The organism is Modestobacter sp. VKM Ac-2985 (genome assembly GCF_026967925.1).
GTDB lineage: Bacteria > Actinomycetota > Actinomycetes > Mycobacteriales > Geodermatophilaceae > Modestobacter.
The window spans coordinates 494,944-521,471 of record NZ_JAPVBI010000001.1; the positions used below are offsets into that span (position 1 = coordinate 494,944).

At 75.2% G+C, this 26,528-nt stretch carries 24 protein-coding genes and 1 tRNA gene; 19 read left to right on the forward strand and 6 right to left on the reverse strand.

All coding sequences use genetic code 11. The annotated features are described in order from the left end of the window. Positions 1–34: 34 nt before the first annotated feature. The 3 genes from tmk to O2V61_RS02240 all read left to right on the forward strand — a co-directional run bounded on the left by tmk (position 35) and on the right by O2V61_RS02240 (position 3,711). Positions 35–2,308 (forward strand): dTMP kinase, encoded by a 2,274-nt coding sequence (gene tmk, locus O2V61_RS02230; protein WP_269181708.1) that lies wholly within the window; start codon positions 35–37, stop codon positions 2,306–2,308. Positions 2,309–2,380: 72 nt separating this feature from the next. Continuing rightward, on the forward strand, positions 2,381–3,568 hold the full coding sequence (locus O2V61_RS02235; protein WP_269181709.1) for a DNA polymerase III subunit delta': 1,188 nt from the start codon (positions 2,381–2,383) through the stop codon (positions 3,566–3,568). 70 nt (positions 3,569–3,638) lie between these two features. Continuing rightward, positions 3,639–3,711, forward strand: a tRNA-Thr gene (locus O2V61_RS02240). A 157-nt stretch (positions 3,712–3,868) separates the two neighbouring features. Here O2V61_RS02240 and O2V61_RS02245 read toward each other — a convergent pair. Further along, complete coding sequence (locus O2V61_RS02245; RefSeq protein WP_331254201.1) at positions 3,869–4,363, reverse strand: inorganic diphosphatase; 495 nt, start codon at positions 4,361–4,363, stop codon at positions 3,869–3,871. Positions 4,364–4,459: 96 nt separating this feature from the next. Here O2V61_RS02245 and dacB point away from each other — a divergent pair, with 96 nt between their 5' ends. From dacB to O2V61_RS02295, 10 genes are all read left to right on the forward strand, one after another. Then, on the forward strand, positions 4,460–6,760 hold the full coding sequence (gene dacB / locus O2V61_RS02250) for a D-alanyl-D-alanine carboxypeptidase/D-alanyl-D-alanine endopeptidase (RefSeq protein ID WP_269181710.1): 2,301 nt from the start codon (positions 4,460–4,462) through the stop codon (positions 6,758–6,760). Between the two features lie 40 nt (positions 6,761–6,800). Continuing rightward, positions 6,801–7,895, forward strand: coding sequence for a zinc-dependent metalloprotease (locus O2V61_RS02255; protein ID WP_269181711.1), 1,095 nt, complete (start codon positions 6,801–6,803; stop codon positions 7,893–7,895). 24 nt (positions 7,896–7,919) lie between these two features. Next, positions 7,920–8,954: a tRNA lysidine(34) synthetase TilS gene (gene tilS, locus O2V61_RS02260; protein ID WP_269181712.1), complete on the forward strand. Its 1,035-nt coding sequence runs from the start codon at positions 7,920–7,922 to the stop codon at positions 8,952–8,954. Next, positions 8,951–9,541 carry a hypoxanthine phosphoribosyltransferase gene (gene hpt / locus O2V61_RS02265; RefSeq protein ID WP_331254202.1) on the forward strand — a complete coding sequence of 197 codons (591 nt, stop codon included), beginning with the start codon at positions 8,951–8,953 and terminating at the stop codon, positions 9,539–9,541. Before tilS ends, hpt begins: the two co-directional genes overlap by 4 nt. A 195-nt stretch (positions 9,542–9,736) precedes the next feature. Beyond that, a complete protein-coding gene (ftsH, locus tag O2V61_RS02270) occupies positions 9,737–11,737 on the forward strand; it encodes an ATP-dependent zinc metalloprotease FtsH (RefSeq protein ID WP_269181713.1) in 2,001 nt (666 codons plus the stop codon). Next, entirely contained in the window at positions 11,734–12,474 is a 741-nt protein-coding gene (folE, locus tag O2V61_RS02275; protein ID WP_269181714.1) for a GTP cyclohydrolase I FolE, read from the forward strand. Before ftsH ends, folE begins: the two co-directional genes overlap by 4 nt. 7 nt (positions 12,475–12,481) lie before the next feature. Continuing rightward, positions 12,482–13,342 (forward strand): dihydropteroate synthase, encoded by an 861-nt coding sequence (gene folP, locus O2V61_RS02280; protein ID WP_269181715.1) that lies wholly within the window; start codon positions 12,482–12,484, stop codon positions 13,340–13,342. Next, entirely contained in the window at positions 13,335–13,706 is a 372-nt protein-coding gene (gene folB, locus O2V61_RS02285) for a dihydroneopterin aldolase (RefSeq protein ID WP_269181716.1), read from the forward strand. The genes folP and folB overlap by 8 nt, the downstream gene beginning before the upstream one ends. Then, complete coding sequence (gene folK / locus O2V61_RS02290; protein WP_269181717.1) at positions 13,706–14,209, forward strand: 2-amino-4-hydroxy-6-hydroxymethyldihydropteridine diphosphokinase; 504 nt, start codon at positions 13,706–13,708, stop codon at positions 14,207–14,209. Before folB ends, folK begins: the two co-directional genes overlap by 1 nt. Beyond that, the gene (locus O2V61_RS02295; RefSeq protein WP_269181718.1) at positions 14,206–14,709 is read left to right on the forward strand and encodes a DUF3180 domain-containing protein; all 504 of its coding nucleotides are present in this window, start codon (positions 14,206–14,208) and stop codon (positions 14,707–14,709) included. The genes folK and O2V61_RS02295 overlap by 4 nt, the downstream gene beginning before the upstream one ends. A gap of 49 nt (positions 14,710–14,758) precedes the next feature. Here the strand turns inward: O2V61_RS02295 and O2V61_RS02300 are convergent, their stop codons facing one another. From O2V61_RS02300 to O2V61_RS02315, 4 genes are all read right to left on the reverse strand, one after another. Next, a complete protein-coding gene (locus O2V61_RS02300) occupies positions 14,759–15,718 on the reverse strand; it encodes a glycine betaine ABC transporter substrate-binding protein (protein WP_269181719.1) in 960 nt (319 codons plus the stop codon). 86 nt (positions 15,719–15,804) lie between these two features. After that, positions 15,805–16,647, reverse strand: coding sequence for an ABC transporter permease (locus tag O2V61_RS02305; protein ID WP_269181720.1), 843 nt, complete (start codon positions 16,645–16,647; stop codon positions 15,805–15,807). Further along, a complete protein-coding gene (locus O2V61_RS02310) occupies positions 16,644–17,336 on the reverse strand; it encodes an ABC transporter permease (protein ID WP_269181721.1) in 693 nt (230 codons plus the stop codon). Before O2V61_RS02310 ends, O2V61_RS02305 begins: the two co-directional genes overlap by 4 nt. Then, the gene (locus tag O2V61_RS02315; RefSeq protein WP_269181722.1) at positions 17,333–18,469 is read right to left on the reverse strand and encodes an ABC transporter ATP-binding protein; all 1,137 of its coding nucleotides are present in this window, start codon (positions 18,467–18,469) and stop codon (positions 17,333–17,335) included. The genes O2V61_RS02310 and O2V61_RS02315 overlap by 4 nt, the downstream gene beginning before the upstream one ends. A gap of 411 nt (positions 18,470–18,880) precedes the next feature. Here O2V61_RS02315 and O2V61_RS02320 point away from each other — a divergent pair, with 411 nt between their 5' ends. After that, positions 18,881–20,515, forward strand: coding sequence for a DUF6779 domain-containing protein (locus tag O2V61_RS02320; protein ID WP_269181723.1), 1,635 nt, complete (start codon positions 18,881–18,883; stop codon positions 20,513–20,515). An 81-nt stretch (positions 20,516–20,596) separates the two neighbouring features. Here O2V61_RS02320 and O2V61_RS02325 read toward each other — a convergent pair whose 3' ends face one another. Next, positions 20,597–21,349, reverse strand: a complete 753-nt coding sequence (locus O2V61_RS02325; RefSeq protein WP_269159779.1) for an SDR family oxidoreductase — start codon at positions 21,347–21,349, stop codon at positions 20,597–20,599. Between the two features lie 302 nt (positions 21,350–21,651). Here O2V61_RS02325 and O2V61_RS02330 point away from each other — a divergent pair, with 302 nt between their 5' ends. From O2V61_RS02330 to nadC, 5 genes are read left to right on the forward strand one after another with little or no spacing between them, the layout of a single operon-like run. After that, positions 21,652–22,605: a Rossmann-like and DUF2520 domain-containing protein gene (locus O2V61_RS02330; RefSeq protein WP_269181724.1), complete on the forward strand. Its 954-nt coding sequence runs from the start codon at positions 21,652–21,654 to the stop codon at positions 22,603–22,605. Continuing rightward, positions 22,602–23,456, forward strand: coding sequence for a pantoate--beta-alanine ligase (gene panC / locus O2V61_RS02335; protein ID WP_269181725.1), 855 nt, complete (start codon positions 22,602–22,604; stop codon positions 23,454–23,456). The genes O2V61_RS02330 and panC overlap by 4 nt, the downstream gene beginning before the upstream one ends. A gap of 11 nt (positions 23,457–23,467) precedes the next feature. Further along, positions 23,468–23,881, forward strand: a complete 414-nt coding sequence (gene panD / locus O2V61_RS02340; protein ID WP_269181726.1) for an aspartate 1-decarboxylase — start codon at positions 23,468–23,470, stop codon at positions 23,879–23,881. Beyond that, on the forward strand, positions 23,878–25,563 hold the full coding sequence (locus O2V61_RS02345; protein ID WP_269181727.1) for an L-aspartate oxidase: 1,686 nt from the start codon (positions 23,878–23,880) through the stop codon (positions 25,561–25,563). The genes panD and O2V61_RS02345 overlap by 4 nt, the downstream gene beginning before the upstream one ends. Beyond that, entirely contained in the window at positions 25,560–26,528 is a 969-nt protein-coding gene (gene nadC, locus O2V61_RS02350; protein ID WP_269181728.1) for a carboxylating nicotinate-nucleotide diphosphorylase, read from the forward strand. The genes O2V61_RS02345 and nadC overlap by 4 nt, the downstream gene beginning before the upstream one ends.

The following is a 26,528-nucleotide window of genomic DNA, read 5'->3' on the forward strand; positions in this document are numbered from 1 at the left end:
CACCACCGGCGACGGTGTCGCCGGTCCCGCGCCCGTGGCCCCGGGCGACGGCCTGCCGCCCGCCGGGGTGCCGACCCCGGGGGACGCCGCGACCCCGCCACTGGCCGGGCTGACCGACGGCCTCCCGGCGGACGGACCGCAACCCTCCGGCGCCGAGGCCCCGTCCGAGGACGCAGGCCAGGACGGCGCGGACCTCGACGAGCCGGCGCACGCCGGTGCGGGCGGGGTCGGGCTGATGGCCCGCATCCGGGCGGTGCTCCGAGTCCGCGACTTCCGCAAGCTGTGGCTGTCGATGTCGCTGTCCAGCTTCGGCGACTGGCTCGGCCTGCTGGCGATCACCGCGACCGCCACCACGCTGGTCGACGGCTACATGGCCAGCAACCTGGCACTCAGCGGCGTCCTGCTCTTCCGGCTGCTGCCGGCACTCGTGCTCGGGCCGCTGGCCGGGGTCTTCGCCGACCGGTTCGACCGGCGCAAGACGATGGTGGTCACCGACCTGTTCCGGTTCGGCCTGTTCGCCTCGATCCCGGTGGTCGACAACCTGGTCTGGCTGTTCATCGCGCAGTTCCTGATCGAGGTGGTCAGCCTCTTCTGGACCCCGGCCAAGGACGCCGCCGTCCCGAACATGCTCCGCAAGGACCAGTTGGAGCCGGCCAACCAGTTGTCGCTGGTCACCACCTACGGGATCACCCCGGTGCTCGCCGGTGGCGTCTACGCGGTGCTGAACACCTCGGGTGGCCGGCTGAGCCAGTTGTTCCCCGGGCTGGACCAGATCGCCCTCGCCCTGTACCTGAACGCGCTGACCTTCCTGGTCGCGGCCGTCGTCATCTGGAACCTCCCCTCGATCAGCGGTCGCCGGGCCACCCGGCCCGAGGTGCCGCAGGAGAGCTTCCTCGGCTCGCTGAAGGCGGGCTTCTCCTTCGCCGGGCACACCCGCCTGGTCCGCGGGCTGATCCTCGGGATCGCCGGGGCCTTCGCCGCTGCCGGTGCGATCATCGCGACCGGGCAGTTCTACGTGAACGCCCTGGGTGGGGGGCAGGCGGCCTACGGGCTGCTGTTCGGGGCCGTCTTCGTCGGCCTCGGTCTGGGCATCGCCGTGGGCCCCAGCATCGCCCACGACCTGGCCCGGGAGCGGATCTTCGGGCTGGCCATCGTCGGCGCCGGGATCGCCGTGCTGTTCATGTCGTGGATCGCCACCTTGTGGGTGGCGCTGCTGCTGGTCGTGTTGATGGGCTTCTTCGCCGGCATCGCCTACCTGGCCGGCTTCACCCTCCTCGGCACGGAGGTCGACGACGCGATCCGCGGCCGCACGTTCGCGATCGTCCAGTCCCTCGTCCGCGCCTCGTTGATCCTCTCCCTCGCGACGGTGCCGATCGGCGTGGGCGTGATCGGTCAGAACCAGGTCGACGTCGGCGTCCTGACGCTGGCGGTCACCGGGGAGCGGGTCATGCTGTTCGTCGCCGGCCTGCTGGCCGTGGGCGTCGGCGTGGTCGCCTACCGGCAGATGGACGACGGCCGCCCGGTGCCGCTGCTGGCCGACGTGGTGACCGCACTGCGCCGGGACACCACCGCACGCCGCCGGCTGGCCCGCGGCGGGGTGTTCATCGCCTTCGAGGGCGGCGAGGGGGCGGGCAAGTCGACGCAGGTGCGCCGCCTCCAGGAGTGGCTGACGGGGGAGGGGCTGGTCGCCCGGACCACCCGTGAACCGGGTGGGACGGCGCTGGGCGGGAAGGTCCGGGCGCTGCTGCTGGACCCGGCCAGCGCCGGGCTGTCGCCGCGGGCCGAGGCGCTCATGTACGCCGCCGACCGCGCGCAGCACGTGCACGACGTCCTCCGCCCCGCACTGGACGCCGGCGAGGTGGTGATCACCGACCGGTTCGTGGACAGCTCGCTGGCCTACCAGGGCGCCGGCCGCACGATCCCGATGGACGACGTCCGCTCGATCTCCCGCTGGGCCACCCAGGGGCTGCGGCCCGACCTCACCCTGCTGCTGGACCTGCCACCCGAGGTCGGCCTGGCCCGGGCCCGGGGGCGGGCCGCCGCCGACCGGCTGGAGTCGGAGTCGCTGGACTTCCACCAGCGGGTGCGCCGGACGTTCCTCGCCCTGGCCGAGGCCGAGCCCGACCGCTACCTGGTGCTCGACGCCCGCCGGTCGCCGGAGGAGATCGCCGCCGCCATCCGCACCCGGGTGAGCGTGCTGCTCGAGGGCCTGCCGCTGCAGCAGCTCCCGGCCGACGTGCCGGTGCCGCACAGCCGCCGCGGCAGCGACCACCTGCAGACGGGGCCGACCCCGCAGTTGCACCCCTGAAGGACCCGTCCTCCGCACCACTCGCAGGCTCGGGGTGAGCCTCTGGACGGGGCCGGCACCGGCTGAGGGAGGATGGGCCACGTGACGGTCGGTGGGGTGTGGGCCGATGTGGTGGGGCAGCCGGCCGTGGTGGCCGAGCTGCAGGCCGCGGTGGCCCAGCCGGCGGCGATGACGCACGCCTGGCTGTTCACCGGGCCGCCCGGCTCCGGTCGATCGGTGGCCGCCCGCGCCTTCGCTGCCGCGCTGCAGTGCCCGGCCGGCGGCGACGGCACCTGCCACGCCTGCCGCACCGTGCTGGCCGGCAGTCACGCCGACGTGCACCGGGTGGTGCCCGAGGGGCTGTCCATCGGGGTCGCCGAGGTACGGCAGATCGTCCGGACCGCGGGCCGGGCGCCGTCGCAGGGGCGTTGGCAGATCGTGGTCGTCGAGGACGCCGACCGGATGACCGAGCAGGCCTCCAACACGGTGCTCAAGATGCTGGAGGAGCCACCGCCGCGGACGGTCTTCCTCCTCTGCGCGCCCTCGCTGCACCCCGACGACGTGCCGGTCACCATCCGCTCCCGGTGCCGGGTGGTGGCCCTGCGCGCCCCGCGGATCGAGGCGGTCACCGAGGTGCTGGTCCGCCGGGACGGCATCGACCCGGCGCTGGCCGCCTGGTCGGCGGCGGCCGCCGGCGGGCACGTCGGCCGGGCCCGGCACCTCGCCCGGGACGAGTCGGCCCGGCTGGCCCGCAAGGCGGTGCTGGACATCCCGCTGTCGCTGGTCTCGCTGGCGGCCTGCCTGCACGCCGCCGACGACCTGGTCGGGACGGCCAAGGACGAATCGGACAAGACCGTCGCCGAGGTCGACGCGGTCGAGACCGACGCCGTCAAGGCCAGCCTGGGCGTGGGCGCGCGCGGGCCGGGGGTCGCTGCCGCCAGTCGCGGGGCCGGGCAGCTCAAGGAGCTGGAGACACGGCAGAAGCGGCGGGCCACCCGGATCGGCCGGGACTCCCTGGACCGAGCGCTGGTCGACCTGGCGGCGCTGTACCGGGACGCGCTGGTGATCAGCTCGACGAGCGGCGCGGCCGGGGAGCTGACGCTGCCGCTCGCCCACCCGGACCGCCGGGCGGACGCCGTCGAGCTGGCCCGCCGGATCGGCGCCGAGGGGGCGCTGCGCCGGATCGACGCCGTGCTCGCCGCGCGCACCGCGCTGGAGCAGAACGTGAAGCCGCAGATCGCCGTGGAGGCGCTGACGGTCGCCCTGCGGCTCCCGGCCTGAGCCGCGCCGCCACACCGCAGGGGCGTCGCAGGACGGGCGCAGCGGTGCCGTAAGCTCACTCGCGCAGTCCGCCGCCTTAGCTCAGTCGGTAGAGCATCTCACTCGTAATGAGAAGGTCGTCGGTTCGATTCCGACAGGCGGCTCTCCCTCCTCCGTCTCCCCGCCTCGATCGGCGCACGTCTCGTGCGCTGCTGCGGGACACCACCGCTGCCCGCCCTCCGGCGGATGTGGAACGGCGGCGCACCCGGGTGGGTGCGCCGCCGTCTGGTCGGTGCGTGTTCGGCGAGGTCCGCCGGTGGGTCAGTGGTGCCGGGGGTTGTCGATGGCGCGCTGCCGGGAGGCCTCGATCTCGGCCTCGGCCTCGGCGCGCCCGACCCACTCGGCGCCCTCGACCGACTTGCCCGGCTCGAGGTCCTTGTAGGTCTCGAAGAAGTGCTGGATCTCCAGCCGGTCGAACTCCGAGACGTCGTTGATGTCTTGCAGGTGGGCCATCCGGGGGTCGGTCGCCGGGACGGTGAGGACCTTGTCGTCCCCACCCGCCTCGTCGGTCATCCGGAACATGCCGATCGCCCGGCAGGTGATGAGGCACCCGGGGAACGTCGGCTCCTCGAGCAGGACCAGGGCATCGAGCGGGTCACCGTCCATTCCGAGCGTCTCCTCGATGTACCCGTAGTCGGCGGGGTACCGGGTCGAGGTGAACAGCATCCGGTCCAGGCGGATGCGTCCGGTGGCGTGGTCCAGCTCGTACTTGTTCCGCTGGCCCTTGGGGATCTCTACCGTCACGTCGAACTGCACGCCGATAGTGTGGCGTACGACCGTCCGTCCCGTCGGCGGAGGTCACTCCAGGGGGTGGGGGAGATCTCGTCGAGTCCGGGCGCAGGGCAGCCGGGAGTGCCTGAGGGCAACCCGGAGGTGCCGCCCTCGGCGGCTGACGGCGGCACCGGGACGACGCCCGATCCGTCGGCCCTCCCCGACGCAGCGACCGTGGAGAGCACCCCGGCCGACGCTGCTGGTGCGGCTGCGGGACGCACGGCACCGGTCGAGCAGTCGGTCGAGCCCTCGGCGCCGGAGGGTGCCACCGAGGCGCCGCTCCCGGAGGCGTCCGGTGACGCCGCCGAGGCCCGCCGGGCCGCCGCGGAGCAGGCAGCCGCCGACCTGGCCGCGGTGAAGCGGTGGGCGGCCGAGCGGGCTGCCGCCGAGCGTGCAGCAGCCGAGGAGGCCGAGCGTGCTGCGGCCGCCCAGGCCGAGCTCGACGAGGCCGACGTCGAGCGCGCCCGGGCCGAGCAGGCTGCCGCCGACCTCGCCGCGGTCCGGGAGTGGGCGGCCCAGCAGGCCGCCGCGGAGCGGGCCGCCGAGGAACAGGCGGCCGCCGAGCGGGCCGCGGCGGACCAGGCGGAGGCGGCGCGCGTCGAGGCCGAGCGAGCGGCGGTCGCGCGGGCGGAGGCCGACCGCGTGGCGGCCGAGCAGGTCGAGGCGGACCGGCTGGCGGCCGAACGAGCGGCCGCGGACGCGGCCGACGGGCAGCGGGCCGCCGCGGCGGCGGCGATGGCCGCCGAGCGCGCAACCATCGAGCAGGAGACGGCCGAGCGCGCCGCCACTGCGCGCGCCGCCGCTGAACGCGCCGCGGCCGAGGATGCCGAAGCCGAGCGCAGAGCGGTGGCCGAACGGACTGCGGCAGCCGAGCGCGCCGACCGGGCACGGGCGCAGGCCGAGCGGGTGGCGAGTCGCCAGGCGGTCGCAGAACACGCTGCCCCTGCCGCGGCTGGTGCGACCGCGGCCACCTCCGGCTCGCGGCGGGCGGGCTCCGGCGCCGGTGGCGGCGGCCGGCGGACGAAGGTCCTGGTCGCCGCCGTCCTCGCCCTCGTCCTGGTCGCAGCCGGGGTGGCGCTGGCCCTGGACCTGACCGGCGGCGACTCCGCCGTGGCCGTGGACGCCGAGCAGGTGCCCGACGCCGTCCTGCCCGACCTCACCGAGCCCGGCCCGGTGCTCACCCCGCTCTCCGCGGAGGCGCCGGTGCCCGACCCGGCGGCGCTCACGGCCGTGCTGACCCCGCTCCTCGCCTCCCCGGCGTTCGGCAGCGGCCTGTCCGCGCAGGTCGTCGACGTGGCCACCGGGCAGGTCCTCTTCGACCAGGACGCGGCCGACCCCGGTACGCCGGCCTCCACCGCGAAGCTGCTCACCGCCCTCGCCGCACTCACCACCCTGGAGCCCGCCGACACCCTGACCACGGCCGTGGTGGCCGGCAGCGCCCCGGGAGAGGTCGTCCTGGTGGGTGGGGGCGACCCGACCCTGTCGACGACCGCACCGTCGGTCGACTACCCGGGCGCGGCCACCGTCGCCGACCTGGCCGCCCAGGTCCAGCAGGCGCTCGCTGGTCAGCCGGTGACCAGCGTCGTCGTCGACAACTCGCTGTTCAGCGGCCCGCTCACCGCCCAGGGCTGGGGTGCCGACGACGCACCCTCGACCTACGCCGCCCCGGTGACCGCCACCGCCGTCGACGGCGCCCGGCAGGTCCCCGGCCGCACCCCCCGCAGCGGGTCGCCGGGCACCGACGCCGGTGCGGCCCTGGCCGCGGCGCTGGGCGCCCCGGAGGCGGCCGTCAGCCTCGGTGCCGCACCGGCCGGCGCACGCTCGCTGGGCAGCGTCGAGTCCGCGCCCGTCGCCCGGCTGGTCGAGCAGTCGCTCACCGCGTCGGACAACCTGCTGGCCGAGTCGCTGGCCCGGCACGTGGCCATCGCCCGGGGGCTGCCGGCCACCTTCGAGGGGGCCGCACAGGCGATCGGTGCAGCGCTGGCCGACGCCGGGCTGGACACCACCGGGCTGACCCTGTCGGACGCCAGCGGCCTGTCCCGCGACGACCGGGTGCCCGCCCGGCTCCTGGTCGACGTCGTCCAGGTCGCCGCCGACGGCAGCGTCCCCGACGCCGACGTGCTGCTCTCCGGCCTCCCGGTCGCCGGGTACGACGGCACCCTGGTCGACCGGGCCGCCGACGGCCCGGGCAGCCCGGGGGCGGTGCGGGCCAAGACCGGCACGCTGCTGGGCGTCAACGACCTGGCGGGCACGGTGCAGACCGCCGACGGCCGGCTGCTGGCCTTCGCCGTCCTGGCCGACGGCGCCACCGGGAGCCTGGAGGCGACCGAGACCGCGCTGGACGTCGTGGCGGCCGCGCTGGCCGGCTGCGGCTGCCGCTGACGGCAGCCGGCTGGAGGGTGCCGCCGGGTACGGTGAGGCGATGAGCCGCTCCTCGTCCCTGGTCGACTGGGACCTCGCCGGCCGCACCGCCCGTCGCCTGGTCGGGGCCGGCCCGGAGACCACCCGCGAGGAGGCGGCGGCCGTCGTCGCGGAGCTGCACAGCGCGGCCGCGACCGCCGTCGCGCACGTCGAGGAGCTGACCGGTCTGCGCCCCGTCCCCGGCGGCCCGGTGCCCACCGTGGCGGTCGTCGACCGGCCGGGCTGGATCGACTCGAACACCACGGGCATGGCGGCCCTGCTGGACCCGCTGGCCGACGGGCTGCAGGCGGCGTCGGGCTCGACGCCGGGGCCGCTGGCCACCGCGATCGGTTCCCGGGCGACCGGGGTGCAGGCCGGCGGGGTGCTGGCCTTCCTCTGCACCCGCGTGCTGGGCCAGTACGAGGTCTTCGGCAGCGGCGGCCGCCTGCTGCTGGTGGCGCCCAACATCGTCGAGGCCGAGCGCCGGCTCGGCGTCGACCCCACGGACTTCCGGCTGTGGGTCTGCCTGCACGAGGTCACCCACCAGCTGCAGTTCACCGCCGTGCCGTGGCTCCGCGGCCACCTGGAGGCGCAGATCGCGTCCTTCGCCGAGGCCACCGACCTGACCCCGGACGTGCTGCGCGAGCGGCTCACCGACGTGCTGCGCAGCCTCACCGACGTCGTCCGCGGCCCCGGTGCCGACGACGACGCCCCGCAGGGGCTGATGGCGCTCATCCGGGACCCCGAACAGCGCGCCGTGCTGGACCGGGTCACCGCGGTCATGAGCCTGCTCGAGGGGCATGCCGAGTACGTGATGGACGGCGTCGGCCCCGACGTCGTCCCGTCCGTGCGCACCCTGCGCAAGCGCTTCGCCCAGCGCCGCAAGGGCCGCGGTCCGATCGACCGGGTGCTCCGCCGCCTGCTCGGCCTGGAGCAGAAGATGCAGCAGTACGCCGATGGCCGGGTGTTCGTGGCCGGGGTCGTCGAGCTGGTCGGCATGGACGGGTTCAACCAGGTCTGGGCCGGGCCGGAGAACCTGCCGCTGAAGGAGGAGCTGACCGAGCCCGCCCGCTGGGTGGCGCGGGTGCTGGAGACCCGGCCGGCCTTCCCGGCCTGAGCCGGCACGCCCCGACACCCGCAGATGGTCGGACCCGACCCCGCCGTCGCGGCGCTGCGCAGCGCGGTGCGCCCGGGGCTGGAGGCGGGCACGGGCCCGGTGCTCGCTGGGTGCAGCGGGGGAGCGGACTCCGTGGCGCTGGCCGCCGCGCTGGCCTTCGAGGCGCCCCGCGCCGGCCGCCCGGCCGGCGCGGTCACCGTGGACCACGGGCTGCAGTCGGGATCGGCCGAGCAGGCGGCGCGCACGGCCGAGCTGCTGCGCGGGCTCGGGCTCGCCCCGGTGCTGGTGCTCCGGGTCGACGTCGGCGCCGAGGGCGGGCCGGAGGGTGCGGCCCGGACGGCCCGCGCGGCGGCGCTGGCCGGGGTGGCGGACGAGCACGGGGCGGCGATCGCGCTGGGCCACACCCTGGACGACCAGGCCGAGACGGTCCTGCTCGGGCTGGCCCGCGGCTCCGGGCCACGTTCGGTCGCCGGCATGGTCGAGCACCGCCCGCCGTTCTGGCGCCCGCTGCTGGACGTCCGGCGGGCGACCACCCGGGCCGCCTGCGCGGCGCAGCAGCTGCCGGTGTGGGACGACCCGTGGAACAGCGACCCTGCCTACACCCGCGTCCGGCTGCGCACCGAGGTGCTGCCGCTGCTGGAGGAGGTCCTCGGCGGGGGCGTCGCGGCGGCTCTCGGCCGGACCGCGGCGATGGTGCGGGAGGACCTGGACGTCCTGGACGCGCTGGCCGACGCCGAGCTGGCGGGGCTGGCCAGCCCGGACGGCGACCTGCCCGCCGCCCCGCTGGCCGAGCTGCCTCCGGCCCTGCGACGCCGGGTGCTGCGCGGCTGGCTCCGCCGGGCCGCGGTGCCCGACCTGCAGGGCGTGCACCTGTCCGCGGTCGACGCGCTCCTCACCCGGTGGAGGGGTCAGGGGCGGGTGGACCTCCCCGGTGGTGCGGGAGTGCTCCGTGCGTCTGGCAGGCTGACCGTGCAGCCCGGCGGTCTCCCCGGTCGCGGGACCGGTCCGCGCCCGGCTGCACCAGATGTCGTCCCCCCAGAGGAGCCCAGACCGTCGTGAGCGAGCCCGCCATCCCCGCAGCCGGCCCGTTGGGCCCGGACCACGGCTACGGCCCGGACATCGACCACGTGCTGCTGTCCGAGGAGCAGATCCAGGGCAAGATCGCGGAGCTGGCCGCGCAGATCGCCCAGGACTACGCCGGCCGCGAGGTGCTGCTGGTCGGCGTCCTCAAGGGCGCGGTGCTGTTCATGTCCGACTTCGCCCGGGCGCTGCAGCTGCCCACCCAGATGGAGTTCATGGCGGTCTCCTCCTACGGCAGCGCCACCAGCTCCTCCGGCGTGGTGCGGATCCTGAAGGACCTGGACCGCGACATCGCCGACAAGCACGTGCTGGTGCTCGAGGACATCATCGACTCCGGGCTCACGCTGTCCTGGCTGCTGAAGAACCTGGGCAGCCGGCGGCCGGCGTCCCTGGAGGTGTGCACGCTGCTGCGCAAGCCGGACGCGGTGAAGGTCGACGTCCCGGTGCGCTACATCGGCTTCGACATCCCGAACGAGTTCGTCGTCGGCTACGGGCTGGACTACGCCGAGCGGTACCGCGACCTGCCCTACATCGCCACGCTGAAGCCCGAGGTCTACTCCAGCTGACGGCGGGCCCTGGAGAGGGCCGCACCCAGCTCCCCGTCAGCGCGCGACCAGCGAGGACACAGGTCCTGCGGTGTACCTTCGTCTCACCGACGTCGCCCCGCGGCGGGGCGTCCCCCAGGGTCGCGGGCGGCGTCCAGCGACGATCAGGAGGGTCGACGGGCAAGCCGGGTCCACCCCGGCGCCCGGACACGGTGTATGGAACGCAAGAAGATCTTCCGGAGCGTCTGGTTCTGGATCGCCATCGTCGTCCTGCTGGCCTTCGTCGGCTCCAGCTTCTTCCGCAGTGACCCCGAGTACCAGGAGGTCTCGACCTCCACGGCGCTCGCGCAGTTCGCCGAGGGCAACGTCGACTCGGCCACCATCAACGACCGCGAGCAGACGGTCGACCTCGACCTGACCGAGCCGGTGGAGGGCAGTGACCAGGTCACCGCGTTCTACCCGGTCGGCGCTGAGGAGGACGTCTTCGACCTGGTCAGCGGCCTGGGCGAGGGTGAGGGCGTCGACTTCGACACCAACGTCTCCCAGGACAACCTGCTGGTCAGCATCCTGGTCAGCTTCCTGCCCTTCGTGCTCCTCCTGCTGCTGCTCTTCTGGCTGTTCAGCTCCATGCAGGGTGGCGGCCGGGGCGTGATGGCCTTCGGGAAGTCCAAGGCCAAGATCGTCAGCAAGGACACCCCGAAGACGACCTTCGGCGACGTCGCCGGTGCTGACGAGGCCATCCAGGAGCTCCACGAGATCAAGGACTTCCTGCAGAACCCGGTCAAGTACCAGGCGATCGGCGCGAAGATCCCCAAGGGCGTGCTGCTGTTCGGCCCTCCCGGCACCGGCAAGACCCTGTTGGCCCGCGCCGTCGCCGGCGAGGCCGGCGTGCCGTTCTACTCGATCTCCGGTTCGGACTTCGTGGAGATGTTCGTCGGAGTCGGGGCCAGCCGGGTCCGCGACCTGTTCACCCAGGCCAAGGAGAACGCCCCGGCGATCATCTTCATCGACGAGATCGACGCCGTCGGCCGGCAGCGCGGCGCCGGCATGGGCGGTGGGCACGACGAGCGCGAGCAGACGCTGAACCAGATGCTCGTCGAGATGGACGGCTTCGACGTCAAGGGCGGCGTCATCATGATCGCCGCGACCAACCGGCCCGACGTCCTGGACCCCGCGCTGCTGCGCCCCGGCCGGTTCGACCGGCAGATCCCGGTCGACCGCCCCGACCTGCTGGGCCGGACGGCGGTGCTCAAGGTGCACGCCACCGGCAAGCCGCTGGCCGACGACGTCGACCTGGAGACCGTGGCCCGACGCACCCCCGGCTTCACCGGTGCCGACCTGGCCAACGTGCTCAACGAGGCCGCACTGCTCACCGCCCGCCAGGACGGCACGGTCATCACCGACGACACCCTCGAGGAGGCGATCGACCGGGTGCTGGCCGGTCCGGAGCGCAAGACCCGGGCGATGAGCGAGAAGGAGAAGAAGGTCACCGCGTACCACGAGGGCGGCCACGCCCTGGTGGCACACGCACTGCCGAACACCGACCCGGTGCACAAGGTGACGATCCTGCCGCGCGGCCGGTCGCTGGGGCACACGCTCGTGCTGCCCACCGAGGACCGGTACACCCAGACCCGCTCGGAGATGATCGACACCCTGGCCTACGCGCTGGGCGGTCGGGCGGCCGAGGAGCTGGTCTTCCACGAGCCGACCACCGGTGCCGGCAACGACATCGAGAAGGCCACCTCGCTGGCCAAGTCGATGGTCACCCAGTACGGGATGAGCGCGAAGCTCGGTGCCGTGAAGTACGGCAGCACCGACTCCGAGCCCTTCCTGGGCCGGGACATGGGCTCGCGGCCGGACTACTCCGATGCCGTCGCCGCCGACATCGACGGCGAGGTGCGCGCGCTGATCGAGGCCGCGCACGACGAGGCCTGGGAGATCCTGGTCGAGTACCGGGACGTCCTGGACCGGCTGGTGCTGGAGCTCCTGGAGCGGGAGACCCTCTCCCGGGAGGACATGGACCGGATCTGCGCCGGGGTGGTCAAGCGCCCGTCGATGGCGCCGTACAACGGCTTCGGCAAGCGGACCCCCTCGGAGCGTCCGCCGGTGCTGACCCCGGCCGAGGTGGCCGCCGCCAACGGCGGCTCGCACGCGTCGACCCACGGCGAGCCGGAGCTGCCGGTCGGCGACGTCGGCGCCCCGGTCCAGGGCCGGTGAGCGACGCGGTCGGGGGCGTGGCCCTCGGCGGCGTGGCACCGGACGGAACCGCAGCCGGTCGCGCGGTGCCCGCTGGGGACGACGGGCACGGCACCGCCGAGCGCGCACCGGTGGACGGCGTCGGCCTGGACCCCCGGACCGGCGACCCGGTGGCCGACCTGCCCGACGGGCAGGTCGACACCGCCCGGATCGAGGCCGCCGTCCGGGAGATCCTGATCGCGATCGGGGAGGACCCGGACCGGTCCGGTCTGGTGGACACCCCGGCACGGGTCGCGCGGGCCTACGGGGAGACGTTCGCAGGCCTGGCCCAGGACCCCTACGACGTCCTGGCGACGACGTTCGACGAGGAGCACGACGAGCTCGTGCTGGTCAAGGACATCCCGATGTACTCGACCTGCGAGCACCACCTGGTGCCCTTCCACGGCCGGGCGCACGTCGGCTACATCCCCGGCACCGACGGGCGGGTCACCGGGCTGTCGAAGCTCGCCCGGCTGGTCGAGGTGTACGCGCGGCGGCCGCAGGTGCAGGAACGGATGACCCGGCAGATCGCCGACTCGCTGTTCGAGGTGCTCAAGCCCCAGGGCGTGATCGTGGTCGTGGAGGCCGAGCACCTCTGCATGGCGATGCGCGGCATCCGCAAGCCCGGCTCGTCCACGATCACCTCGGCGGTGCGCGGCATCTTCCGGGAGAACCCGGCGACCCGCAGCGAGGCGATGAGCCTCATCCTGCAGCGGTGACGGCGGAGTGAGCGCCGTGCTGCTGCCGCGGCCGGGCCGGTGCCTGGTGATGGGCGTCCTGAACGTCACGCCGGACTCCTTCTCCGACGGCGGGTGCTACGCCGACGCCGGCGCCGCGATCGCCCACGGCATGGAGATGCACGCCGCCGGCGCGGACTACGTCGACGTCGGTGGGGAGTCGACCCGACCGGGCGCCGACCGGGTCGACGCGGCCGAGGAGTGCCGGCGGGTCGTCCCGGTGGTCCGGGAGCTGGCCGCTGCCGGTGTGCGGGTCAGCGTGGACACCACCCGCGCGGAGGTCGCTGCCGCCGCCCTGGAGGCCGGCGCGGTGCTGGTCAACGACGTCAGCGGCGGCCTCGCCGACGAGGGCATGGCCCGGCTGGTGGCCGAGACCGGGATCCCCTGGGTGCTGATGCACTGGCGTGGGCACAGCCGGGAGATGTACGCGGCGGCGCGCTACGGCGACGTGGTCACCGAGGTCGGCGCGGAGCTGACCGCCCGGGTCGAGGACGTCGTCGCCGCCGGCGTCGACCCCGCCCAGCTGGTGCTCGACCCGGGGCTGGGGTTCGCCAAGAACGCCGAGCACAACTGGGCGTTGCTGGCCGGGCTGGACCGGCTGGTCGCCCTGGGGCTGCCGGTGCTCGTCGGGGCCTCCCGCAAGACGTTCCTGGGCCGGCTGCTGGCCGGGCCCGGAGGCGAGCTCCGTCCGGTCGAGGGCCGGGAGGCGGCGACCGTGGCGATCTCGGTGCTGGCCGCGCAGGCCGGCGCCTGGGGTGTGCGGGTGCACGACCCCGTGCAGTCGCTGGACGCGATCGCCACCCTGGCCGCCGTGCAGGCGGCCCCCAGCGCAGGAGGAACCCGTGGCTGACCGGACGCCGGACCGCATCACCGTGCACGGCCTGACCGGGTACGGCTTCCACGGTGTGTACCCGGCCGAGCGCGAGAACGGCCAGACCTTCCGGGTCGACGCGGTCCTCGAGCTGGACACCGTCCCGGCGGCCGCGGACGACGACCTGACCAAGACCGTCCACTACGGCGAGCTGGCCCAGCAGCTGCACGCCGTGCTGGTCGGCGAGCCGGTCGACCTGCTGGAGACGCTGGCCCAGCGGCTGGCCGACCTGTGCCTGGCGTACCCGGTGGTGGACGCGGTGGAGATCACCGTGCACAAGCCGGAGGTCGACCTGGGGGTGCCGGCCCACGACGTCACGGTCGCGATCCGGCGCGAGCGCTGATGAGCCGGGCCGTCCTCTCCCTCGGCGGGAACCTCGGCGACCGGGCCGGCACGCTGCGGCAGGCCCTGGTCGCGCTGGGTGAGCACGGCCTGGTGGCCCGCTCGACGCTCTACGAGACGCCGCCGTGGGGGCCGGTCGAGCAGCCCCCCTACCTCAACGCGGTCGCCGTCGTCCGGGGTGAGCGGGACGCCGCCGGCTGGCTCGCCCTGGCGCACGAACTCGAGCAGGCCGCCGGTCGCACCCGGGACGTCCGCTGGGGCGCCCGCACGCTGGACGTCGACGTCGTCACCGTGACCGCGGACGACGGGACGCCGGTGGTCTCGGCCGACCCGGCGCTGACCCTGCCGCACCCCCGGGCCGCGGAGCGGGCCTTCGTGCTCGTCCCGTGGCTGGCGCTGGACCCCGCGGCGACCCTGCCCGGGCACGGTCGGGTGGCCGACCTGGTGGCGGCGCTCCCGGCCGGCGAGGTGGCCGCGGTCGTCCGCTGGGAGCAACTGGCGTGACCTCCGTCCGCCGCCGGGACCTGGTGGCCCTCGCGGTCGGCCTGGCGCTGGCCAGCTGGCTGCTGGTCCGGGCCGGCTACGGCTCGCTGCCGCAGCTGCAGTGGTGGCTGCCGGTGCCGCTGGGCGTGCTCGCGGTCGCCGAGCTGCTCGGCGCCCGGGCGCTGGCGGCCCGGCTGTCCGCGCAGCGCGACCGCCGCCCGTCGCCCGGCCGGACCCCGGGTGCCACTCGGCCGGTCGAGCCGATGCTGGTGGCCCGCGTGGCGGTGCTCGCCCAGGCCAGCGCTTACGTCGGCGCGGTGCTCACCGGCTGCTGGGCGGGGCTGCTGCTGCACACGGTGCCGCAGCTGGGCCGGCTGTCCGCGGCCGCCGAGGACACCGTCACCGGCGTCCTCGGCGTCGTCTTCGCCGTCGGGCTCACCGGTGCGGCGCTGTGGCTGGAGCAGGTCTGCAAGATCCCGCCCGACGAGGACGACGACGCCGCACCTCCCGCCCGCGCCTGAGGCGGTCCGGCCGGGCGGGAGGAGCCCGCCCGGCCGGACCGCCGGTGGGTCAGGGCTGCTCGGCCAGGTCGGCGATCGAGGTGAGGCCGTACTCCTCGGCGGTCTCCCGGGTCACGACGATGGCGTCCTTGTCCTGGGCCTCCGACTGCTCGAGCACGGTCAGGTTCTCCGGCAGGGCCTCGGGGAGCGCGGCGTAGACCTCCTCGGAGCTCACCGCGGTCGCCTCCTCGTCGAAGTACTCCAGCAGCACACCGGTGTACTCCGGGATCAGGTCGATCGACCCGTCCTGCAGGCCGGGCATGTAGACCTCCCGGCTGCCGATGTTGAGCTGGGTCTCGACCGTCGCCCCCTGGGCCTCCAGGGCCTGCGCGTAGATGTTGGCCAGGGTGATGTTCTCCGGGAAGTTCGCCGACCCGATGGTGAGGTCCGTCCCGGCGGCCTGCGTGCCCGTCGCGTCCAGCCCCTGCTCGGCCAGCCACTGCCCGGCGACCGCGGCCGGGTCCTGCCGGTCGATGATCACCTGCTCGTTGAGCGCGATGAGGTCCTCGGTGGTGAGCTCCGCGGACACCGCGTTCAGCACGGCGGCGACGCCGTCGGTGGCCTCCTCGGTGCTGATCAGCGGGACCACGTTCTGCGCGGCGAACAGGTTCTCCGGGTCCTCGAGGACCACCCAGTCGTTGGCCGCGATGTTCGGGTCGGTGGTGAAGACGTCGGCTGCGTCGATCTGGCCGTTGGCCAGCGCGTTGATGGTGAGGGGGCCGCCGGCGTCCAGGCTGCGGAACTCACCGAAGGTCACGCCGTAGACCTCCTCCAGGCCGGGGACGCCGTCGGGCCGGGTCTGGAACTCCGGCGGCCCGCCGAGGACCAGGTCGGCGGCGATGGTGTCGCCGCCCCCGGCGGGGGCGCTCTCGCCCCCTCCCGCACTGCTGCTGCCGGACTCTCCGCACGCGGTCAGCGCGGTGAGCAGGGCGGTCCCGCCGGTCAGCGCTGTGGCGATCCTGCGGTTCATGGGGTCTCTCCTGGGGTCAGCCGCGGCGCGGCGCGCCGGGTCACTGGGTGCCGGGTGGCGGGTGCCACCCGCGGAACGGGACCGGGTCACCCCGAGGGGTGGTCACCGGAAGGGGTCAGGGCAGAAGCCGGGGTGGTCGCCTGCCGTGGTGGCCGGCCACCGTCGGGCCCGCCCCTCGGTGGCTCGGGCCGCACCACGGTCACCGCCGCGGCGCGGCTGTCGCGGGTCGTCCGGCGGGAGAACCGCCCGGAGACGCCGCGTGAGACGGCGGCGCGTTGCAGCAGCGAGAGCGCCAGGTCGACCAGCAGGGCCAGTGCGGCGACCAGGACCGCGCCGCCGGCCATCTGGCCGAAGTCCCGGCTGGCCAGCCCGTCGTAGACGTAACGACCCAGGCCCCCCAGGCCGACGTAGGCCGCGATCGTCGCGGTGGCGATGACCTGCAGCGCGGCGCTCCGCAGGCCGGAGAACACCAACGGGAGCGCGTTGGGCAGCTCCACGCGGAACAGCACCTGCCGGCCGGTCATCCCCATGCCGCGGGCCGCGTCGCGGACGTCCGGTGACACGTTGCGCACCCCGGCGTAGGTGTTGGCCAGGATCGCCGGCAGGGCCAGCAGGACCAGGGCGATCTCCGTGGGCACCAGGTAGACGGCGTTGCCGCGACCGCTGATCAACGGCGACACCATGACGTACAGCAGGATCAGCAGGCCGACCGTCGGCAGCGCCCGCAGCCCGTTGGCCACCGAGACCAGCCAGGACGCCCGGCCGGTGTGGCCGAGGACGAGCCCCAGCGGGAAGGCGATCACACCGGCGATCGACAGGGCGATGGCGGTGTACGCCAGGTGTGCGGAGGCCTGCTCGACGATCCCGGGTGTGACCCGGGTGCCGGTCCAGTTCTGCGGGTCGTTGAGCCACAGGAGCATGTCGTTCATCGGGCTGCCGACACCCGCTGCCACGGGGTGAGGAGGCGCGCGCCGAGGACGATCGACCGGTCGAGCAGCAGCGCCAGCGCGACGGACAGCACGATGCCGAGCACGATCGGCGGGTAGTAGGGGCCGGTCACCGACAGCTGGAACCCGGTGATGAACAGCTGGCCGAGCTGGGGGATCCCGATGGTCGCCGCGATGGCGACCAGGCTGACGTTGGCCACCATGGCCACCCGCAGACCCGCGGCGATGACCGGGATCGCCAGCGGGAGCTCCACGGTCCGCAGCCGCTGGAGGCGGGTGAAGCCCATCGCGGTGGCCGCCTGCACGGCGTCCTCGGGGACGGCGGCCAGGCCGTCGGCGACCACCCGCACCAGCAGTGCGACGGTGTAGATCGTCAGCGCGACGACCACGTTGACCGGGTCGAGGATCTGGGTGCCCAGCAGGGTCGGCATGACGACGAACAACGCCAGCGAGGGGATGGTGTAGAGCAGGCCGGACACCGAGACGATCGGCGGGTACGCCCACCGGTACCGGCGGGCCAGCCAGCCGATCGGGAAGGCCACCAGCAGGCCGATGACCACGGGCAGGACCGAGAGCCAGGTGTGCGCCCACAACAGGGCCAGCACGTCGGCGCGGTGGTCGGCGAAGTAGCCGAACAGGTCCCAGGGCGCCGAGCCGTTGTCCGAGTTCACGGCCTGACCTGGGCCGAGGCGTCCGCGGTCGCGGCGTGCAGGTGCGCCAGCACCGTGCCGGCCCGGACGGAGCCGACGAGCTGCCCGCTCTCGTCGACCACCACACCACGACCGCTGGGCGAGGAGAGCGCGGCATCCAGGGCCTCGCGCAGGGTGCCGCCGACCGGAGACAGGGTGCCGCCCAGGTTGAGCAGGCCGGGGGTGACGGTGTCTCCCGGCGCGGGGCCCGGGCCGCCGTCGGGATGGGCCCGGAGGTGCAGCCAGCCCTGCGGGAGCCCCCCGTCGTCCACCACGAGCACCCAGTCGTCGACGGCGACGTCGTGCGCTCGGGCCATCGGCGAGCCGAGGGTCACGGTCGGCTCGGCCGTCGCGGCCACCTCGGCGGAGATGAAGCCCAGCGCCCGGTAACCGCGGTCACGACCCACGAACTCGGCCACGAAGGGGTCCGCGGGGGTGGCCAGCAGGTCGGCGGGGGCGGCCACCTGGGCCAGTCTCCCGCCCACGGCGAGGACGGCGACCCGGTCGCCGAGCCGGATCGCCTCGTCGATGTCGTGGGTGACGAACAGGATCGTCTTGCCCAGCTCACCCTGCAGCCTCAGGAACTCCTGCTGCAGCTGGTCGCGGACCACGGGGTCGACGGCGCTGAACGGCTCGTCCATCAGCATGACCGGCGGGTCGGACGCCAGTGCCCGGGCCACCCCGACCCGCTGCTGCTGACCGCCGGAGAGCTGGGCGGGGTAGCGGTCGGCGAACGAGGCCGGCAGTCCGACCAGCTCCATCAGCTCGATCGCCCGGCGGCGCGCCTCCCGGCGGCCGGTCCCGGTGAGCATCGGGACGGTGGCCACGTTGTCCACGACGGTGCGGTGCGGGAACAGCCCGGCGTGCTGGATCACGTACCCGATGCTCCGACGCAGGTCGGTGGCGGACACCGAGGTGACGTCGCGGTCGTCGATCGTGATCGTGCCGGAGGTCGGCTCGACCATCCGGTTCACCATCCGCAGGCTGGTGGTCTTGCCGCAGCCGGACGGTCCGACGAGCACGGTGATCTGGCCCGAGGGTGCGGTCAGGCTCAGCTCGTCGACCGCGACGGTCCCGTCGGGGTATGCCTTCGACACCGCGTCGAAACGGATCATCGGGGTCCTCCCTGCGGCTCGACTGCACGGGGCCTGAGTCGACGGTGGTGGATGGGCGCTGCGCTGCTGGTGGTGTCCGCTGTCCGCACGGAGATGGGTGTGGCCACCGGCTCTCCTCGATCGACTGGCGGTTGGCGGCACGTTCGACCGGTGATGCCCCGCGGGGCGCGCAACGGGGGCACCATCGAAACACATCGCGTCGTGCACGATCGATGTCTTGCCGCCGACGTGCTCGTCCTGGGCCGGCGGTCCTTCCCCGCGGCCGGGGGCCCGTGCCCCTCCCACCTGGCGGAGAGACACCCAACGCGTACGGAGCGGAGTTGACCGGTGTCGACGGCCGCCGCCCGTAGGGTGCACGGCATGGGAGGTCGCCGCGACGACGGAGTCCCCGCTCGCAGTCCCCTCCCGCCCGTGCCGCCCCGCCCGGCCGCCGTCCGGGTGGCGCCGTCGGCCGTCGAGCCGCCGGCGGGGTCTGCGGCTCAGCGGGTGTGGCTGGGCGTCGCGCTGCTGCTCGCCGTGCCGGCCACGGCCGCGGCCTTCCTCACCGAGGACCCGCTGTACCTGCGGGTCGCACTGCTCGCCGTCGCCTGGGCCTTCGTGATCGCCGCGTTCCTCGCCGGCAGCCGGCGCGCCGACCGGACGGCCGCGACCGCCCGGGAGGCCGAGCTCCGGCACGCCTACGACCTGGAGCTGGCGCGTGAGGTCACCGCCCGGCACGAGCACGCGGCCCAGCTGGAGAGCCGACTGCGGCGCGAGGCGGAGCAGGCCATCAGCACCGAGCTCGGTCGGCTGCGCACCGACCTCGCCGCCCTGACCGAGCTGCGCGGCGAGCTGAGCGGCCTGGAGCAGCTGCGCACCGAGCTGGCCGGGCTGGGCGAGCTGCGCAGCGACCTCGGCCGGATGCGCAGCGAGCTGAGCGAGCAGTTGTCCGGTGAGCTGCTGATCGAGCGCATGGTCATGCGCGCGCAGTCGGTCCGCGGACCTGCGCAGGTCGCCGACGGCGGTCGCACGGTGGAGGGTGCGCCGCCGGTGTGGGAGACCTCGGTGTGGACGTCCTCCACGACCGGGCCGGGCGCCTCTGCTGGGTCCGGCCAGGAGCTCCCGGTGGCGGTCGCCGAGGGTCTCGACGTGCCCGCGCCGTCGATCAGCACGGCGGCCCCGTGGGCGGCCGAGGACCGCGCGTTCGCGCTGCCCGAGGAGTCGTCGAGCCGGCACCGGCCGCCGTCACCGCTGGAGTGGCTGGTCGAGGAGGCGGTGCTGGAGCCGTGGGTCGAGCCGAGCCCGAAGTCGCCGCTGGCCTGGCTGGGGGAGAAGGCCCTGCTGGACGCGGCCGGCCGGCCGCCCGCCGAGGTGCCGGTGGTCCCGCTGCCGTCCCGGCCGCCACTGCCCGAGCCTGTCCTGCGCGTGCCCGAGCCGGTCCTGCCCGAGCCCGAGCCCGCCCTGCCTGTGCCCGAGCCCGCCCTGCCTGTGCCCGAGCCCGTCCTGCGCGTCCCCGAACCCGACCCCGAGCCTGCTCCGCGCGTGCCCGAGCCGGCGCTCCGCGTGTCCGACCTCGTGGCCGCGATGTCGGACCCCCTCGAGCCGCCGCGGCGTCGGCACCGCCGGGCTGCGGAGCCCGACGAGGCGGGCGGCGGCGCCCCCTCGAACGGCCGCCGGCACAGCCATGCCGCACCGGAGGAGCAGGCCGCGGCGAGCACCAGCTGGTCGGACTGGGCGGCTGCGTCCGCCGGCTCCGGGTCAGGCACGCCGGGAGCGGAGACCCCGTCGTGGGCGTCGCCCGCCGAGCCGATCCCGTCGGGTGCAGCGCCCTCGGTGGAGTCGCCGTCCTGGGAGCCGACCCCGTGGTCGGCCGCCCCCGTCACCCCGGTGGCCGCGGAGCCGGCGCCCCGGGCGACGGCGCCGGCGCAGGGGCACGCCCGGCTGAAGCAGATCCTGGCCGAGAGCGGGGTCTCCGCGCCCAGTGGTGGCCGGTCCCGGCGCCGCCGCTACCGCGAGGAGGGCGAGGACGCCGGCGACGACGTCCTCGCCCGGGTGCTCGGCCGCTGAACCGCCGCGGTTCCGCGGCTCGGCCCCTCTGCAGGGCCCCGCGCCGAGCTTGCGAGGAGTGGGGGGCAGAGGGGTCCTTCTTCAGATGGGGCCGCGGGACAGAGCGCCGCCGTCGAGGACGAGCGTCTGGCCGGTGACCCAGCCGGCCTGGTCGCTCAGCAGGTAGGCGGCCGCCTCGCCGATGTCCTCGGGCACGCCGAGCCGGCCGACCGGGTACTGGCCGCCCAGCTCGTCCTCGCGGCCGGTGAACAGGGCCTCGGCGAACCGGGTCTTCACCACGGCCGGGGCGACGGCGTTGACCCGCACCTTGGGGCCGAGCTCCACGGCCAGCTGCGTGGTCAGGTTGATCAGCGCGGCCTTGCTGACGCCGTAGGCCGCGATCCCCTCACTGGACTTCAGGCCGGCGACCGACGCCACGATCAGCACCGAGCCGCCGTGCTCGGACATCCACGCCTTCCACGCCTCCTGGACCAGGCCGAGGCTGGAGACGACGTTGGTGTCCAGGATCTTGCGGAAGGCGTCCAGCGGGGCGTCCATGAGCGGGCCGAAGACCGGGTTGATGCCGACGTTGCCCACCAGCACGTCCAGGCTGCCGAAGGTGTCGATCGCGGTGCGGACGGCCTCGGCGCGGTGCTCGGGGTCACCGGCGTTGCCGGCCACGGCGACGGCCTTCTCCGGGCCGCCGAGCGCCTCGACCGCCTCGGCGAGCGCGTCGGGCTTGCGCGCGGTGACCACCACCCGGGCGCCTCGCTCCACCAGGCTCTGGGCGATCGCCAGGCCGATGCCCCGGCTCGCGCCCGTGACCAGTGCCGTGCGTCCCTCGAAGCTGCTCACCGTGCTCCTCCTGCTCGCCAGAGCCGGCTCCGCTGCCGGCCGGGCCCACCCAATCACGGGCGGATCGGACGCCGGCGATCGCCCGGGTGAGTCAGGACACACCCCGCGGGCGTTGCCGACGTCGTCCGCGGGTAACAGACTCGCCATCGGCGGTACACCCGCGTGACACGCCTTCCGGGGCGGTTGCAGCAGGTGGCCCGCCGGGACCGACCGCGCCACCGCTCCACACGGCCCACGACGACGTGGGACGACGCGACCTGAGTCCGGTACCCGCGAGGGACTGGAACGAGAGGTGCACCGGGATGCCCATCCGTCCCCGCGCGCTGCCTGCGCGCCCTGTCCTGCCTGCGGGCCTGCCCGCCGCGACCGAGGCGCCCGCCCGTCTGCGGGTCGGGATCGTCGGCGCCGGCCGGGTCGGTGCCGTGCTCGGCGCCGCGCTCTCCGCCGCCGGCCACGAGGTGGTCGCCGCCTCCGGGGTGTCCGCCGCCTCCGCCGAGCGCGCGGCCCGCCTGCTGCCCGGCGTCCCGCTGCTGCCTGCCGACGAGGTCGTCGCCGCGAGTGACCTGGTGGTCCTCGCCGTGCCCGACGACACCCTCGCCGGCCTGGTCGCCGGTCTCGCTGAGACCGGCGCCTGGCGGCGCGGCCAGCTGCTCTTCCACACCTCCGGTGCGCACGGCCTCGCCGTGCTGCTGCCGGCCGAACGCTGCGGCGTCCTGGCCCTGGCGCTGCACCCGGCGATGACCTTCTCCGGCGCCCCCGAGGACGCGGCCCGGCTGGCCGCCGCGCCGTTCGGGGTCACCAGCCGCCCCGAGCACCGCCCGGTCGCGGAGACGGTGGTGCTGGAGATGGGCGGCGAGCCCTTCTGGATCGACGAGGCCGACCGCGGGCTCTACCACGCGGCGCTGGTCACCGGGGCGAACCACCTGGTCACGCTGGTCGCCGAGGCCGCCGACCTGCTCCGCGCCGCCGGCGTCGACGAGCCGGCCCGGGTGCTCACCCCGCTGCTGACCGCCGCCCTGGACAACGGCCTGCGCCGCGGCGACCGCGGGCTCACCGGCCCGGTCAGCCGCGGCGACGTCGGCACCGTGGCCGCGCACCTGGACACGCTGAGCGAGCGCGCGCCCGCCGCGGTCGACGCCTACGTGGCCCTGGCCCGGCGCACCACCGAGCGGGCGCTGGCCGCCGGCCGGCTCAAGCGGCACGAGGGCGCCCCGCTGCTGGAGCTGCTCGACTCGGCCGAGGAGGCCGCGCGATGAGCCTGTCCGTCCGGTCACCGGTGGTCGCGGAGACGACCGCGGAGCTGCGCCGGCTGCGGGTCGACCTGCCCGGGCCGGTCGTGCTCGTGCCCACCATGGGCGCGCTGCACGAGGGGCACCGCACGCTGGTCCGCGCAGCCCGCCAGCACGGCGGCAGCGTCGTCGTCTCGGTGTTCGTCAACCCCACCCAGTTCGGCCCCGGCGAGGACTTCGACCGCTACCCCCGCACCTGGGACGCCGACCTGACGGCGCTGGCCCAGGAGGGCGCCGACCTGGTGTTCCACCCGCCGGTCGACGAGGTGTACCCACCCGGTGCGCTGGGGGTCACCGTGCAGCCAGGGACGCTGGGGGAGGTGCTGGAGGGCGCCGTCCGCCCGGGGCACTTCGCCGGCGTGCTGACCGTGGTCGCGAAGCTCTTCGGCCTGGTCCGCCCGGACGTCGCCGTCTTCGGCGAGAAGGACTACCAGCAGCTGACGCTGATCCGGGCGATGGCCCGTGAGCTGGCGCTGGGGGTGCGGGTGGTCGGCGTGCCGACGGTCCGCGAGGACGACGGCATGGCGCTGTCCTCCCGCAACCGGTTCCTCTCGCTGGAACAGCGCCGGGCCGCTGCTGCGTTGTCCGCAGCACTGCGTGCCGGTGTCCAGGCAGGCCCGCAGGGCGCCGACGCCGTCCTGGCCGCGGCCCGCGCCGTCCTGGCCGAGGCCCCCGACCTGCTCCAGGACTACCTGGAGCTGACCGATCCAGATCTCGGACCGGCGCCCGTCGCCGGATCCGCCCGCCTGCTGGTCGCCGCCCGCGCCGGCAGCACCCGCCTGATCGACAACACCGCTGTGGAACTGGGGTATCGCTGATGATGCGCACCATGCTCAAGAGCAAGATCCACCGGGCCACGGTGACCCAGGCCGACCTGCACTACGTCGGGTCGGTCACCGTCGACGAGGACCTGATGGACGCCGCCGACCTGCTGGCCGGCGAGCAGGTGGCGATCGTCGACGTCACCAACGGCGCCCGGCTGGAGACCTACGTCATCCCCGGCGAGCGGGGCACGGGCGTGCTGGGCATCAACGGTGCCGCGGCGCACCTGGTGCACCCGGGCGACCTGGTCATCCTGATCAGCTACGGCCTGATGGACGAGTCCGAGGCCAAGTCCTACCTGCCGGCGGTCGTGCACGTCGACGCCGACAACCGCGTCGTCGAGCTGGGCGCCGACCCCTCCGCCCCGGTGCCGGGGGCGCCGGACCAGCAGCGCAGCGACCTCGGCGTCCCGGTCCGGTGACGCGAGCCGCAGAAATGGCCATTTCTGCGGACCTGGGCACGGGGCTGCCGCTGCGGCTGCGGGCCCCCGCCCCGGGCTGGGAGCTGACCGCCGACGTCTGCGTGGTCGGCTCCGGGGTCGCCGGGCTCTGCGTCGCCCTGCACGCCCGCGCGGCGGGGCTCTCGGTCGCCGTCGTGACCAAGGTCGAGGTGGACGACGGCTCGACGCGCTGGGCGCAGGGCGGGATCGCCGCGGTCCTGGACCCGGCCGACACCCCGGCCGCCCACGCCCGGGACACCGAGGTGGCCGGGGTGGGGCTCTGTGACACCGACGCCGTCCAGGCGCTGGTCACCGAGGGCCCCGAGCGGCTGCACCAGCTGATCAGCTGGGGAGCCGCGTTCGACCGCGGCCCGACCGGGCGGCTGCTGCTGACCCGGGAGGGCGGCCACTCCACCAACCGGATCGTGCACGCCGGCGGAGACGCCACCGGGGCGGAGGTCCAGCGCGCGCTGCGCGACGCCGTGGCCGCGGACCCCGGGGTGACGCTGGTCGAGCACGCGATGGTGCTGGACCTGCTCCGGGACGCCGACGGTCGCGCAGCCGGCGTCACCCTGCACGTCCTCGGCGAGGGCTCCGCGGACGGCGTGGGTGCGGTGCGCGCCCGGGCCGTGGTGCTGGCCACCGGCGGGATGGGGCAGGTGTACGCCGCGACCACCAACCCGGGGGTCTCCACCGGCGACGGCGTCGCCCTGGGCCTGCGGGCCGGGGCGGTCGCGACCGACCTGGAGTTCGTCCAGTTCCACCCCACCGCCCTCTACCTGGGCCCGGACGCCCGTGGGCAGCAGCCGCTGGTCTCCGAGGCGCTCCGGGGGGAGGGGGCCGTGCTGCGCGACGGCGCCGGCGAGCGGTTCATGCCCGGCGTGCACCCGCTCGCCGAGCTGGCCCCCCGCGACGTGGTGGCCAAGGCGATCACCCGGGTCCAGCTGCGCGACGGCGTCGACCACGTCTGGCTCGACGCCCGCGGTCTCCCCGGGCTCGCCGAGCGGTTCCCGACCATCGTGGCCCGCTGCCGCGAGGCCGGCATCGACCCGGTCACCGAGCTCGTGCCGGTCACCCCGGCCGCGCACTACGCCTCCGGTGGCCTGGCCACCGACCTGGCCGGGCGCACCACCGTGCCCGGCCTCTACGCCTGCGGTGAGGTCGCCTGCACCGGCGTGCACGGGGCCAACCGGCTGGCGTCGAACTCCCTCCTGGAGGGGCTGGTGTTCGCCGGGCGGATCGGTGCGGCGCTGGCCCGGGAGCTCCCGGTGCCCGCTCCCGCCGCGCCGGCGGACCAGCGGCCGGCCGGGCTGGTCGACGTCGCGGCCCGCGCGCCGCTGACCACGGCGATGTCGGCCCGGGTCGGCGCGCTGCGCAGCGGTCCAGGGCTGGCCGAGGCCGCCGGGCAACTGGCGGCGCTGGGGGAGTGGACCACCGCCGTCCCCGGGGTGCCGGGCTGGGAGACCACCGACCTGCTCACCGTCGCCACCGCGATCACCGCCGCGGCCGCCGCGCGAGAGGAGACCCGTGGCTGCCACTGGCGGGAGGACCACCCCGAGGCCGTCGAGGGCTGGGAGGTGCACCTGGACGTGCAGCTCGCCGACGACGGGCAGGTCCGGCTGACCCGCCGCCCGGTGGGCACGTCGGTGACAGTGACCTGGTGAGCGAGCATGTGCCGGTGACCACCCCGGCGAGCCGAGCGCTGCCCACCGACCCGACCGACCTCAGCGGCACCGGCCTGAGCGCCGCCTGGGTCGCCGAGCTCGTCGAGCGCACGCTGACCGAGGACCTGACCGGCGGCGCCCCGCTGCCCAGCGCCCCCGACGTCGCCGTCGGCTACGACGTGACCAGCGCCGCGACCGTCCCGGGCAGCCAGTTCGGGACGGCGGACCTCGTCGCCCGGGCCGACGGCGTGGTCGCCGGGCTGCCGCTGGCGGCCCGGGTGTTCACCCGGCTGGCCCCGGGCGCCACGCTGACCGCGGGAGCGGCCGACGGCGACCGGGTGCGCCGCGGCGACGTCCTGCTCACCGTCCGCGGCCCGGTGCGGGCACTGCTGGCCGCCGAACGCAGTGCGCTCAACATCGCCAGCCGGGCCAGCGGCATCGCCACCGCCACCCGGGCCTGGGTCGACGCCGTCGCCGGCACCGGTGCGGTCGTGCTGGACACCCGCAAGACCACCCCGGGGCTGCGCCCGCTGGAGAAGTACGCGGTGCGCTGCGGCGGCGGGTCGAACAAGCGGATGGGCCTCTACGACGTGGCGATGGTCAAGGACAACCACGTCGCCGCGGCCGGGTCGGTCGCCGCCGCCGTGGCCCTGGTCCGGGAGCGGGCGCCCCGGATCACCGTGCAGGTCGAGTGCGACACCCTCGAGCAGGTCGGCGAGGCGCTGGACGCGGGTGCGGACTTCCTGCTCCTGGACAACATGACCCCCGACCAGCTCCGGCAGGCCGTCGCCCTGGTCGGCGACCTGGACGTCGACCTGGAGGCCACCGGCGGGCTCACCCTCGACGCCGCCCGGGAGGTGGCCGACACCGGCATCGACTTCCTCTCCGTCGGTGCGCTCACCCACTCCTCGCCGATCCTCGACCTGGCCCTGGACCTGCGGGCGCTCGACCTCCGGGCAGGCTGA